General features: G+C 58.9%; 17 protein-coding genes and 1 pseudogene. 1 reads left to right on the plus strand and 17 read right to left on the minus strand.

What is annotated here, in order from left to right:
• Positions 1-121 precede the first annotated feature (121 nt).
• From IPK17_RS40195 to IPK17_RS40285, 17 genes and pseudogenes are all read right to left on the minus strand, one after another.
• Entirely contained in the window at positions 122-244 is a 123-nt protein-coding gene (locus tag IPK17_RS40195) for a hypothetical protein (protein WP_343423386.1), read from the minus strand.
• Complete coding sequence (locus tag IPK17_RS40200) at positions 244-777, minus strand: alpha/beta hydrolase (RefSeq protein WP_343423387.1); 534 nt, start codon at positions 775-777, stop codon at positions 244-246. Before IPK17_RS40200 ends, IPK17_RS40195 begins: the two co-directional genes overlap by 1 nt.
• Positions 778-992: 215 nt before the next feature.
• Positions 993-1361 carry a hypothetical protein gene (locus IPK17_RS40205; RefSeq protein WP_343423388.1) on the minus strand — a complete coding sequence of 123 codons (369 nt, stop codon included), beginning with the start codon at positions 1359-1361 and terminating at the stop codon, positions 993-995.
• Between the two features lie 98 nt (positions 1362-1459).
• The gene (locus IPK17_RS40210; RefSeq protein WP_343423389.1) at positions 1460-1822 is read right to left on the minus strand and encodes a DNA replication/repair protein RecF; all 363 of its coding nucleotides are present in this window, start codon (positions 1820-1822) and stop codon (positions 1460-1462) included.
• Positions 1823-2193: 371 nt separating this feature from the next.
• The gene (locus tag IPK17_RS40215) at positions 2194-2466 is read right to left on the minus strand and encodes a hypothetical protein (protein ID WP_343423390.1); all 273 of its coding nucleotides are present in this window, start codon (positions 2464-2466) and stop codon (positions 2194-2196) included.
• Positions 2384-2944 (minus strand): DNA replication/repair protein RecF, encoded by a 561-nt coding sequence (locus tag IPK17_RS40220; protein WP_343423391.1) that lies wholly within the window; start codon positions 2942-2944, stop codon positions 2384-2386. Before IPK17_RS40220 ends, IPK17_RS40215 begins: the two co-directional genes overlap by 83 nt.
• Before the next feature lie 266 nt (positions 2945-3210).
• Positions 3211-3951, minus strand: coding sequence for a hypothetical protein (locus tag IPK17_RS40225; RefSeq protein ID WP_343423392.1), 741 nt, complete (start codon positions 3949-3951; stop codon positions 3211-3213).
• Between the two features lie 471 nt (positions 3952-4422).
• A complete protein-coding gene (locus IPK17_RS40230; RefSeq protein ID WP_343423393.1) occupies positions 4423-5043 on the minus strand; it encodes a pyridoxamine 5'-phosphate oxidase family protein in 621 nt (206 codons plus the stop codon).
• A 212-nt stretch (positions 5044-5255) separates the two neighbouring features.
• Positions 5256-5387: a hypothetical protein gene (locus tag IPK17_RS40235; protein ID WP_343423394.1), complete on the minus strand. Its 132-nt coding sequence runs from the start codon at positions 5385-5387 to the stop codon at positions 5256-5258.
• A gap of 20 nt (positions 5388-5407) precedes the next feature.
• The gene (locus tag IPK17_RS40240; RefSeq protein WP_343423395.1) at positions 5408-7006 is read right to left on the minus strand and encodes a class I adenylate-forming enzyme family protein; all 1599 of its coding nucleotides are present in this window, start codon (positions 7004-7006) and stop codon (positions 5408-5410) included.
• Between the two features lie 240 nt (positions 7007-7246).
• Positions 7247-7477 carry a YkvA family protein gene (locus IPK17_RS40245; protein ID WP_343423396.1) on the minus strand — a complete coding sequence of 77 codons (231 nt, stop codon included), beginning with the start codon at positions 7475-7477 and terminating at the stop codon, positions 7247-7249.
• A 146-nt stretch (positions 7478-7623) separates the two neighbouring features.
• Complete coding sequence (locus tag IPK17_RS40250) at positions 7624-7986, minus strand: response regulator (RefSeq protein ID WP_343423397.1); 363 nt, start codon at positions 7984-7986, stop codon at positions 7624-7626.
• Between the two features lie 115 nt (positions 7987-8101).
• Positions 8102-9104, minus strand: a pseudogene (locus IPK17_RS40965) (isocitrate/isopropylmalate dehydrogenase family protein).
• A gap of 111 nt (positions 9105-9215) precedes the next feature.
• Entirely contained in the window at positions 9216-9830 is a 615-nt protein-coding gene (locus tag IPK17_RS40270; protein ID WP_343423416.1) for a polyphosphate kinase, read from the minus strand.
• Positions 9757-10707, minus strand: a complete 951-nt coding sequence (locus tag IPK17_RS40275; RefSeq protein WP_343423400.1) for a phospholipase D-like domain-containing protein — start codon at positions 10705-10707, stop codon at positions 9757-9759. Before IPK17_RS40275 ends, IPK17_RS40270 begins: the two co-directional genes overlap by 74 nt.
• A complete protein-coding gene (locus IPK17_RS40280; RefSeq protein WP_343423401.1) occupies positions 10643-11410 on the minus strand; it encodes a polyphosphate kinase in 768 nt (255 codons plus the stop codon). The genes IPK17_RS40275 and IPK17_RS40280 overlap by 65 nt, the downstream gene beginning before the upstream one ends.
• Positions 11411-11525: 115 nt before the next feature.
• Positions 11526-11906 (minus strand): cupin domain-containing protein, encoded by a 381-nt coding sequence (locus IPK17_RS40285; protein ID WP_343423402.1) that lies wholly within the window; start codon positions 11904-11906, stop codon positions 11526-11528.
• 240 nt (positions 11907-12146) lie between these two features.
• On the opposite strand from IPK17_RS40285, the gene IPK17_RS40290 reads away from it, so the two are divergent.
• A complete protein-coding gene (locus IPK17_RS40290; RefSeq protein WP_343423403.1) occupies positions 12147-12743 on the plus strand; it encodes a hypothetical protein in 597 nt (198 codons plus the stop codon).
• Positions 12744-12805 lie beyond the last annotated feature (62 nt).

A 12805-nucleotide genomic window follows, 5' to 3' on the forward strand; every position in this document is an offset into this window, starting at 1 on the left:
CCCCCAAGCGCAGCGCGTCCGGCATGCGGCGCCCACGCCAAATCTGGTGTACCAGCGTCCTGCTCCACCACGTAGAGCAGATTGCCACACGGATTGTAGCCCTTCTTGATCAGCAGGGCATTCATGCGCGGCGGGCGCTGGTTTCGCGCGTGCCGTTATCCAGATAGATTTTGCCGTCGATAGGGGGGGCGTCCTGCAGGCTGGCGTAGATCGCGCCGCCGCCGATCCAGAAGGCCGGGCTCATCACCCCGCGAAGCCGAAGGTCTCGCTGCGGTGGAAAAAGGCGTACATGCTGATCAAGCCGCCCATGCTCGACCTCGAGGATGCCCGTGTGTTCGCGTTCCGGCTGCGTGCGGAAATCGCGGTCAATCTGCTTGAGCGTGTCGCGCAGCCAGTCGAGGTAGAGCTGCCTTTGCCGCGCCACACGTGCGGAAATGGGTTGTATTCCTGAATGCGTTTCTCGCCCCCGTGATAGGCGCGACGATGATCGCTTCGATCCCTTCGGTGGCGAGCTGCTCCATCGTTCTCGTCGACGTGCCATTCCTGCCCGCCGAAAGCCGTGCCCGCATCGAACAGGTTTTGCCCGTCCTGCATGTAGACGACGGGGTAGCGCTGGTCGGCGTCGTGGATACGACGGCGGCAGGTAGACCATGACGTCGCGCTGAACGTCCAACTGGGGCTGTACGCGCCACGCAGAATGCGCACGCGCCCGCTGATCGTCGGCGGGTGCTGCACGGTGTGCGTGTAGATTTCCCACTGGGTGATTGCTTGCTGCATCCGCCTCTTGCTCCTGTGTCGGCAAACGGATTATAATTGATCCTATCATAAGCGCAGATGCACCCTATCCGCAAAGGGAGGGGATTATGAAAAACTAACCCCCTCGGTAAACCCCTCACTCCGGCCCCTCTCCCAACAACGGGGCGAGGAGAGGGGAGAAAAGCCAGCACCAGTCTGTACAACCTCATTTGCCCCTCTCCTAGAGGAGAGGGGATTTAAAGCGGTTCTTGCACTTCCCTAGAGGGAGGGAGATAACACGCTCCCCAACCCCTCTCCCAAGGAGGGAAAGATGACGATATTCCTCTCCGCCGGAGGTTAGGGTGAGGTTGTTTACGGCGTGGCTTTTCGCCCGCGTGGATATCGATGCGCCCATCGGTGACGCGCCAGATGGCCGCGCGGTCGAGGAAGGGGCGCGTGAAGATGTCGAGCTCGGTGGTGGTGACGAGCGTTTGCGTCACGCCGTCAATGCGTTCCAGCAGGTAGGCGCGGCGCTGCGAGTCGAGTTCGGCGACCACTTCATCGAGCAGCAGCACCGTGTCGCCAAACTGCGGCGCGATCTCATCCGGCGTGAGTTCGCGATGCAAATCCAGCCCGAAGGTATCGAACGAGAGCTGACCATCGCCCGCGAAGGTCGGCAGGAAGCTCGGCTGGTAGCGGAGCGTAAGGACTTCGCGCTTGCCCGTCAGGTCGAGGTGCGCGTTGCTGCGGGGAGGATCTTCTCGCAGGTGTCGATGGCACCGAGATAGGCCGCGTCGACCTGACCGAGCGTGTTATCCATGAAGCGGCGGCGGTCGCTCGGCGAGCCTTCGACCAGCGTCAAATCCTGCGGCAGGAAGAGCACGACGTTCAGCAGGCCGACGATATCCATGACGCGCTTGTCGACGCCGTTGACCTTGATCACCTTGCGCAGCCGCGCCACGCCATCGACCGTGCGCTCGATCGTGAGCGTCATTTCGAGGCGATTCAGCGGGCGCGCGCTGGCGCAGATTTCGGCGGACAGGCGGGCAAACGGGATGGGGTCGTTTTCGGCGCGCCAGTGGATCAACTGGCGGTCCGGTTTTAGGCGATTTGGCGGTCGCCAGGTAGTAGATCGATCTGAGCAGGCTGGTTTTGCCCTGCGCGTTCTGTCCATGCAAAACGACCGGATTATTCGTCGGCAGGCCGAGTTCTAACCGGGCGTAATTGCGAAAATTGACAGGGACAAATGCTCGATATACATCGCATCTCACGGGGCAAATGTCCCGCAATTTTACCTGATTTAGCACGAAATTTCGAGAGCGAGCGCAGCTGCTCAGCCACCCGCCAGCGCGGGCAACCCCGCTCCCAGAGGAGCGGGGCTGGAGATGATGTTAGCTGATCAAAGAAGTAGGGTGAGTTTTTGACGTGTACATCCCGAGGATGAGACGCATGTATCGGTCAACTGCGGGGCTCGCAGTTGCTGCTGTTCCACGCTTGAACATCTAAACCATCGGCATGATCGAGATCAGCCCATATTTGTCCGTCCACCAGCACGTACCCACCCACTGCTTGCCCGGCGATGATGATGCTGCCCGCCGCGACGATCTGTTCATCCCAGAAGCGCAGTTCTTTGGGGCTGGCCTGCCGATCATTGATGCGCTCGAGCAGGGCGTTGCGCTGCGGGAGGATCTTCTCGTAGGTGTCGATGGCATTGAGATAGGCCGCGTCCACCTGACCGGAGCGTGTTATCCATGAAGCGGCGGCGGTCGCTCGGCGAGCCTTCGACCAGCGACAGATCGTGCGGCAGGAACAGCACGACGTTGAGCAGGCCGACGATATCCATGACGCGCTTGTCGACGCCGTTGACCTTGACCACCTTGCGCAGCCGCGCCACACCATCGACCGTGCGCTCGATCATGAGCGTCATTTCGAGGCGATTCATGGGCGCGTTGTGGGCGCAGATTTCGGCAGACAGGCGGGCAAACGGAATCGGATCGTTTTCGGCGCGCCAGTGGATCAACTGGCGGTCGGCGGCGTTGTACGGCGATTTGGCGGTCGCTAAATAGTAGATCGATCCGAGCAGGCTGGTTTTGCCCTGCGCGTTCTGTCCATGCAAAACGACCGGGTTATTGGTCGGCAAGCCGAGCTCTAACCGGGCGTAATTGCGAAATTGGACAGGGACAAATGCTCGATATACATCACAGCTCACGGGGCAAATGTCCCACAATTTTACCTGATTTAGCACGAAATTTCGAGCTACAGCTCCCCCGCGAGGCGTATGCCCTACGCCAGGGGCGGATTAGCCTTCCCCTGCGTATTTGGCTCGCTCATGTTCCCTCCAGACCGGTCTAGGTCTCTCTACATGATGGTCGAAGGGAAACTGTGCCGTCACTGTTCCACGTTGAGGGCAGGTAAGGTCTATATGTCACATGAGCACACTGGCTATATACGCTACTACGGTGAATTCTTTGAGGTTTAGGGAGGTATCCAAGAACCAATGCCTATACGTGGATGACATAATCCAAGCAATTCTTGGCATTTAGCTTTATGACGTGAGTCTTCGCGGGAAACCGCACGACCCGCAACGTAGGAAAAAATATCAGCTGCATCTAGTAACAAAGGTTTTCCATCATCAACTTTTTCTATGATTAGGTTGTTATGACTAAACACCCTTTGAACTTGTAATGCTCCTGCTCCCCAGAACTCAAGTTTCTTGTTTAATGGATCAAACCATAAATGGGATTCTATATCTGGGCTTACAAGCTCAAGATCTACAAGCGGCTGTAAAGCACCTGCGAAGGCTAAAGGGTATAAATGTTCTTCTTGAACATCTATACGTTTTGAACCCGAACCCGATGCCAGCACACTTGGAAAAGCGTCACGATAAACTATACCAAGACAGTATTGCGGACGGTGAGTGTTTAGCTTTAGCAATAATTGCTCTGCGACCTCCCAGACCTGCTTCTCACTCATGTGTCTCCATGAAGTTTTGTTTCTAGCATCTCCTGCAAATACTTCACGGCAGTGGAATCTAGTTTCAGGTGGCAGACCATAAGAGGAAATTAAATTTCGGAAATCTTCCGCTGCTGCATTAACGTCCGACAAGTTGAACACAATTATTCCATAAACCACCACTCCTCTCCCAATGCTCTCATCACCAAAGAGGTGAAAGACTAGCGGATCAGGCTCGCGCAAGAGGATTTGCGAAAACGTCAAAGTCTGTCCACAGCCAGAACAAAGGTATGTAAATGGTTGACCTAGCTCTGAGGTAGAAATGGTAACTTCTGTATGAGCTCCGCATCCTCCATCACTTTGCATGTGAGTAACTATTCCCACCATCGCATCATGATTCTTTTGAAGGTCACGTCTCCAATCATATTCCACCCTCCACGTGGAGGATTTGCGTTAGTATGAACTGTACCTATGTAAATATGATGACCTTGTTCAAGCAATGTTCTTTGCTTGTTTTGCTTGCCCACATTTCTTCCCCAACACAGGTGTTTCAACTCGCGGTCTATCGATACTATTATATGAAAAAGTACTAGAATCAGGATTACTTTTCATTCTGGGTGTGTTTTTACACAGCGAATTGGTGTTCCATTTTCACATACAGCAATTTCCCCTTAGCCGGTCATCACAGCCAGATCGCGGCGAGACGCGACCAGCGTCCCGCCCTCTCCCCCGCGCCTAGTACAGCCCGGTCTTCTCATCCTCGGCGAGATACGCGTCCGCCTCTTCAAGGCTAATATCGAGCTGCGCATGCTGGACGATCGCAGCGCCGAGCGAGACCAGCGCGTCGTTCTTGTGCTCATCCGTCCACAAATGCGACCGCACCATGCACTTGGTGCAGTGGAAATAGGCTTCCTGCACCGTGACCGCGATCACGAAGATGGGCGCTTTGCCCTGCATGATGAAGCGGTCGCGCACCGCCTCGTCGCGCACGATCTGCGCCGTGCCGTTGACGCGCAGCGTCTCCTTGCGGCCGGGCACGAGGAACAGCAGCCCGATGTGCGGGTTCTGCAGCAGATTCGTCAGCGTGTCGCCGCGCCGATTGCCGGGGCGGTCGGGGATCAGCAGCGTGTGGCTGTCCATGACCTGCACGAACCCCGGCGGATCGCCTTTGGGCGACACATCCATGCGCCCGGTCGCGTCGCTGGTGCCGAGCAGCACGAACGGCGACGACTCAATATAGGCGCGGCAAATGTCGTCAATTTCGGGGATGACTTTGTTGGTCGCGGGTTCCCCGGCATAGCCCAGAATGGCGCGGAGATCGGCCTCGGTCTGAATCACGTGTTGGAAAGTGCTCATCGTTTGGCTTTCGCTGGTTGATTGGATGGCGTAAATTATGCCAGTTTTCGGAGGTTGCTCAACAGCGGTTTTTCGACCCCACCCCCGGCCCCTCCCCGAATTCAGGGAGGGGAGACAGCAGGTTCGCCATTCCTTCTCTCCCAAGGGCGAGGGGACTTCAAAACGCCGCTCGTCTCCTCTTTTCGGAGAGGGGTTGGGGGTGAGGTTAAGCTCTACTTCTTGAACTGCGTGTGTTCCCACTCGGCGAACAGAGCTTGCAGCTTCAAACGCTGATATTTGCCCGTCGAGGTGACCGGAATCTCCGTGCCGAAGACCACCACTTTCGGCGACTTCTCGAAGGGCATGCGCGTTCGGCAGTGCGCGATCACCCCTCGGCGGTGACGGTCGCGCCCTCGTGACACACCACATACGCGCCGACTTCCTCGCCGTAGTAGGCGTTCTGGAAGGCGACCGCGAGGCCGACCTTCACGCCGGGGACTTCCAGCAAAATCTCTTCGATGTCGAAGGGGCTGAACTTGACGCCGCCGCGGTTGATCAGCTCTTTGATGCGCCCGGTGATGAAGAAGAACTGCCGCCCGCGCGCATCTTCCTGATAAAAGCCCTCGTCGCCGCTGCGAAACCAGCCAAACTTGAAGGTTTCGGCGTTGGCGTCGGGGCGCTGGAAGTAGCCCTGCATGACGTTGTGCCCGCGGATGCAGATCTCGCCGCGTTCGCCCGCGCCGAGCTGCTGTCCGCTGCCGGATGGGTCGAAGATCGCCATCTCGTTGGGCGCAATCGGACAGCCGATGCTCGGGTAGCCGTAGTCGAGCAGCCAATGCGCGTGCTCCTCCGGCGACAGGTCGATGGGCAGGAAGCACGAATAGCAGGTCGTCTCGCTCAGGCCGTAGCCGTGCAGCACGGGGACACCAAACTTGTCCTCGAAGGCTTTGACGAGGCTCATGGCGAGCGTCCCCGCCCCGCACATGATATGCCGGAAGCGCAGCAGATCGGCGCGGGTCACACCCTCGCCCCACGGCGACGCGCCTTGGGCCTCCTGTTCCGCCGCGTAGTCGAGCGAGAACTGCAGCAAGGTCGGCACGACGCTGACGATCTGCACATTTTCGCGGGCAATCCGCTCCCAAAAGTGGCGGCTCGAATACGCGCGGTTGAGCACCACCGACGCGCCCGCCACCAGCGGCGTGATTAGTGTGACGACGATGCCATTCACGTGGTGGATGGGCAGCACGTTCATCAGCCGCTGCCCGCCCGTGATCCCCTGCCACTGGCAAATGCCCTGCGCGTCGATCAGCAGGTTGGACTGGCTGAGCACCACGCCTTTGGGCGCGCCCGTCGTGCCGCTGGTGTAGACGAGCAGCGCTTCATCGTGCAGAGTCGGGCGCTCGGTGGTGGAGATGAAGGTGTTCGGGCGGTTGGCGATCTCCGCGTGGAAGTTCAGGTATTTGTCGGACGCGCCGCCGATCACGACGATCTGCCGGATGTTGGCCGCGCCGAGTCCCGCGTCGGGATCACCGTAGATGATCGCCTCCGCGCGTTCCAGATATTCAGCGCGGGCGAAGCACACCACCGCCGCGCTGTTGCGCAGAATGAAGGCGATCCGGCGATCATCCTCGCTGACATTCTGCGGCGCGACCGCCGCGCCGATCAGCCAGCAGGCGAAGTACAGGATCACCGTGTCGCTGTGGTTGTAGGCGATGGTCGCGACGCGGTCGCCGCGCCGCACGCCGAGGTCGTCATACAGGAAGCTGGCCGCCTGATGCACCTTCGAGTTGAACTGCGCGTAGGTCAGTTCTTCGCGGTCGCCGTTGGCGTCGTAGTGAATGAGGAAGACTTTGTCGGGCGTGACGGTCGCATGCAGGGAGAGCAGATGGCGGAGGTTGCGCCACGGGATGGGCGTATGTTCTGGCGCGACACCGCGCAGCGTCTGGGCGGCGCGTAGGTTGGCTAAGGTTTGGGCATCAAGCATCTAATTTTCACCTAGCGTATGAAAAGCAGTTGTTAAAGCAACCTCACCCCTAGCCCCCTCTCCGAACGGGGGAACGACCCGTTCCGCCGTCTCCGCTCCGAATTCGGCGGGGTGGGGTCGGAGACGGGGTCGGGGCGGTCCGCGAGATCAACCTCACCCTAATCCCCTCTCCGAAAGAGGGAGGGGACTTTAGAAAAACCCGCACATCTACCCTCCCTGAATTCGGGCTGGGGTCATGTTTTACCGCGGCGGCAGGCGTTTGGGCTTTTGCGTATCATCGATGCGGGTGGGCGGTTCGGTGTCGCGTTTGAAGATATTCGAGATGTCGATGCCGTAGTAGCGCGCCGCGCCGATCAACATGGTGACGGCGGCGGCTTCGTCGAGGTTACCGATAATCGGCACGATATCGGGGATGAATTCCAGCACGCCCGCAGTGGGATTGAGTAGATACAGTGCGGCAACCGCAGCCACGCCTAAGCACTGCTACGTTCTTAATCACGTTCGCCATGCGGAACCACCTTTCGTATGGTTACTGGTCGAGTATATCCACCTTTACGCAAAAGCGGGGTGTTCGTTGCGCGATAGCCGAGGTTATTGAGCTGTGGGCGGCGGAGCAGTTAGCGGAGGTGCTGATTGACGCAGGTGCGGACATCGGCGGCGACGCAGGGCTTGTAGAGCACCCCGTCCGCGCGGCTGTCGCGCACATAGTTCGGGTCGCGCACCCGCTGGCCCGCGCTGGTCAGGACCACCGGGGTCTGACAAATGCGCGGGTCGGTTTTGATGCGCTTGCACATTTCACCGCCGCTGACCTGCGGCATATTATCATTGAGGATGACGAGATCAGGCTGGTGTTGGTAGATGAGGTCGACCGTGTCGGTATTGCTGGCGCTCGTCAAAACGACATGCTGCTCACGTTTTAACATGAGTTCCAGCAGTTGTAATGATAGTGTATCGTCATCAACTACAAGCACCAGCGCCATAGACATAAGCGTCCCCGCGTTCCGCCAATTTCTGCAATTATAGCGAATATCTTGCTGCACAAGCTGTGAGATATTTTTGAGCCATAACTCATATTGACTCAGTATTCCTACAAATCTATAACCCTTTACATACCTGCTCAGTGAAATCATCCGTAGACATGGCTCCATCCGGGTGAATATCCGCCGTATGGTAGCCAGATTCGAGCGCACCGCGTATAGCACTTTCTACCCGGTCCGCCGCCTCCTGCCGATCCCAGTGATGGCGCAGCAGCATGGCAATCGCCCTGATCGATGCGGTCGGGTTGGCGACGCCCTTGCCCGCGATATCCGGCGCGCAGCCCGCACCGGCTCCGCCAGGGCCACGCCCTCGCCGACGCTCAACGAAGGTGCGAGTCCCAGACCGCCACCCCACGCCGCCGCCATGTCGGAAAGGATATCGCCGTACAGGTTGGGCGTCAGAATGATGTCGAAGCGGGTCGGGTCTTTGACCATCCAGTAGGCCGCGGTATCGACGAGCAGCTCCTCCACCTTGATTTCGGGGTAGTTCTGCGCGACTTCCAGCGCCACCCGCCGGAACAGCCCATCGGTTTGCAGCAGCACGCTCGCCTTGTGGACGATAGTCACCTTCTGGCGTCCGTTTTGATCGCCAGTTGGAAGGCTTTATGCGCGACGTTTTCGGTCGCTTCACGGGTGATCACTTTTTCGGAGATGCCCATGCGCCCGTCATCTTCCGTGTGTTCATGGCCAATGTACAGGTCTTCGGTGGATTCGCGCACGACCAGCAGGTCAACGCCGGGGCGGGCAGTCGGCACGGGCAAATAGCGCGTGGGGCGCAGCATGGCGTAGGTCTTCAGCTCGCGGCGCAGGCGCACCACGGGCACATAGTAGCCATCAACCGGGTAGGATGGAGAGGCCGCCGCGCCAAACAGAACCGCGCTGCATTCCATCGCCAGATGCAGCGTGTCATAAGGCAGCGGGTTGCCGACGTTGAGAAACGTATCCCAACCCGCATCCGCTTTGCGGATAATCACATCGGGCGCGACAACCTTGAGGACACGGACCGCTGCCGGAACGACTTCGTGTCCGATGCCGTCACCCTCAATTACGCACAGATCCAAAATGATGTACTCCTAACCAGCGACTTCAACGGTGTCACAGCTTGGGCAAAATGATTAAGTTCGCTTTGAAAGGAATATTTTCTTTGAGTGAGTTTTTGCGGCAGCGTAGGATTATTGTGACACGTTACCTAGTTTTTGTCGATGCAAGTTTTCTAACCGGGCCGGAGGCTTAGGACACGCCAGGCTGTTCGTCATGAAGGCTTCCTGCGCGGAGAACGCTTCTTCGCCGGGGGCGGGCTGCAAACGGTGATACACGCCATCCGGGGCGAGATCCCACGCCTGCGTGTTGTCGCGGGTGTAGGTCTCCAGAATATGCACAATATCACGCTGCAAGCGCTGGTCGAGTACGGGGAACACCACTTCGACGCGGTTGTACAGGTTGCGGCGCATCAGGTCGGCGCTGCCCATATAAATGCGGCGATCCGGCGGCGCGTTGTGGAAATAGAAGATGCGGCTGTGTTCGAGATAGCGCCCGACGATGCTGCGCACGCGGATGTTTTCGCTGATGCCGGGGATGCCGGGACGCAGACAGCAAATGCCGCGCACCATGAGATCCACCTGCACGCCCGCCTGTGAGGCTTCATACAGCTTGCGGATCATCAGATCTTCTTCGAGCTGATTCATCTTGAAGATCAAGCGCGCATCTTTGCCTTCACGGGCGGCGGCGATCTCGTGATCGATCAGTTCGGCGAGATTGGGCAGCAGGAATTCCGGCGCGACCAGCAGCCGCTGATAAGTGGTCGCGGGGGGCGTAGCCGGTCAAGCGGTTGAACAGCTTGGAGGCGTCATCGGCGATCACTTTGTTGGCGGTGAACAAGCCCATATCGGTGTACAGGCGGGCGGTCGCCGCATTGTAGTTGCCCGTGCCGAGATGCACGTAGCGGTGCACACCGTCCGGTTCACGGCGCACGACGAGCGCGATCTTGGCGTGGGTCTTGACGGGCAGTTCTTCGACACCGTAAGTGACGTGAATGCCGGCTTCGTCCATCTGCCGCGCCCATTCGAGGTTGTGCTCTTCGTCAAAGCGCGCCTTGAGTTCCACCAGCACCGCGACCTGTTTGTTGTTGTCGCGCGCTTCCATGAGCGCCTGCACGACGGGCGAATTGCGCCCGACGCGGTAGAGCGTCGCCTTGATCGCCAGTACATTCGGGTCGCGCGCGGCCTGCTGGAAGAACGCTTCGACGGGCACGAATGAATCATACGGGTGATGTACCAGCCAATCGCGCTCGCGGATGGCATCGAAGATGCTGTCGTACTCCATCAGCGCGGGCATCTTGGGCACATACAGCGTGTACTTCAGTTCCGGGTGATCGATGCCGGTGAGTTGGAACAGGCTCGCGCCGCCCAACGCGCCATTGACGCGGTACAGATCGCGTTCCGGCACGATTTCAAGGTGTTCGAGCAGCCGCCGCAGCGCGCGCTTGTTGACATCGTCGGGCACGGCGAGGCGCACAATCGACCCAAAGCGCCGCTCCTTGATGCTCTCCTCGATGATGTCACTGATATGGAAGTTGTTGCTGTACGGGTGATCTTCGCGCTCATTTTCGAAGTCGATATCGGCGTTGCGCGTCACGCGGAAGGGGACAAACTCGACGACCTTCATGCCGGGGAACAGCAGATCGAGATTTTCCGGCGATCAGGTCTTCAATCCACACGAAGCGTTCTTCGGCGGGCGGTTCGCCGCCGTGCTTGCGCACGATTTCATTCACATTGATCAGGCGCGGCATCGTATCCGGAATCTTGACGCGTACGAATTCGTCCTGCTCATCCGGTTCGCCCTTACGCCGCAAGCAAATCGCCAGATTCATGCTCAGGTTGGAGATGAACGGGAACGGGCGCGCATGATCGACAGCCAGCGGCGTGAGCACGGGGAAAATCTCTTCAAAGAAGTTTTCGCGCAGGGCGTGGCGATACTCTTTCGGCAGGTCGCTCACCGCGTCGACCATCACGCCGTAATTGCGCAGTTGTCCCAGAAGCGTGCGCATCAGTTCGCGCTGGCGCTGCATGAGCGTGAGCACGCGGGCGCGCACCTCTTCGATCAAGATTGGGTAGGGAATGCCATCCGGGCGGTTGCTCGGCACGTTGAGCGCCAGCTTTTTGTGGATGGTCGCTACACGCACCATGAAAAATTCGTCGGTATTGCTGCTGACGATGGCGAGAAACTTGAGACGCTCTAACAGAGGCAGCGATTCGTCTTCGGCCTGAGCAAGCACCGCGTAGTTGAAATCAACCCAGCTTAACTCGCGATTGATGTAATTGTCGGCGTCTAATTCGGGCGCATGCTCGAGGTTAATGTCAAAGCGCATAGATGTACCTTTTCCGTATAATGCCATCCATCTTATCCAGTTGTGCGCCGCCTGTAAAGCATTTTACGACGTCGCTCAAAGGGCATGGATGTACGGCGAAAAGTACACTGATACGCTACCAGTAATCCGGCACGGAAATGGCCTCATCCGCGCCCGGCCATTTGGGGGAGGTTGCGATCACGAACACGAACGGTTCCGGGCCGGTGTTGCGAAATTGGAAGTGGGTGTCACGCGGAATGGTCAGCGCCATGCCGGGCACGGCGTCGACGACGAGTTCGTCAATGCCAAGCTTGCGCCATATTTGTCCCTGCCCCGCCAGCACATACCAGATCTCTTCGACGGTGCGATGCTTGACCGCCTTGGACATCTGATTGGGGGGCAGCGTGCAGTGCGCGAGGCTCGCGCCGGTCACGGGCAGCAGTTCGCGAATCTCCGAGCCGTCCGGCGCAAGGTGATCCGGGATGGCAGACAGCAGTTTGGGAGCAAGCTGGTGCATAGCGGCCTCCGCAGTATTGACGATTGACTAGCGAATCATATGAGTTGATTACAATGGAGTCAATGCAGATGCGCAAACGAACCGAGTCAATACCTAACAACCAATTTGCCCGACTCACCGTAGAATAAGGTCAGCTATGGATAAACAGACCCCACCAAGGTGGACAGTTTGGCGTTAACTACGACGCGGGCCACCCAACTGACGCCAGCTTAGACTGACCACCGCACGCAAGGAAAGCCTATGAACGCTCGTCAACTCCCCATCCGCCTGATCGCCGCGCTGATCGTCATCGTGCTGATCGTCGTGATCGCCGCCGTGCTGGTGGTGCCACGTCTGCTGCCCACAGCGAGCGCCGCGGCGCCCCTGCCGACCACGCGCATCCTGATCGCGCAGTTCGCCAACAACGGGAGCAACTTCCCGGTGACCGACGAGTGGCGCGCGGGGCTGGAACAGGCCATTGCGCAGCTCCCGCCCGTCGGCGTGAGCGTGCAGGTGCAAACGCATTCTGGGACGATCAACTCCCGCGCCGAGGCGCTCACACTGGCGACGCAGCAAAACGCGGCGTTGGTCGTGTGGGGCAGCGCGCAGCTCGGCAGTATCGACGCGCAGTATGCGATCAACCCGGGCGGGTGCGTGCACTGTGCCGCGCAGCCCGTGGCGATTGCCGAATGCACGCCCGAAAGTCAGGCGCATTTCGTCAGCACACCCGACGATAAAACCTACGCCGTGAGCACGCTGCTCGGGCTGGCGCTGTACCACAGCGACCAGATCAGCGCGGCGGTCTCGCTGCTCAATCAGGCGGCCCGCTCGCGCCCGCTGCGCGCGCCGTCGATCTGAATCTGGCGGCAATCTCACGTATCGCGGATCAGCCCTGCGCGAACGCGGGCTGATCAACGAAG

The organism is Candidatus Flexifilum breve, assembly GCF_016713355.1.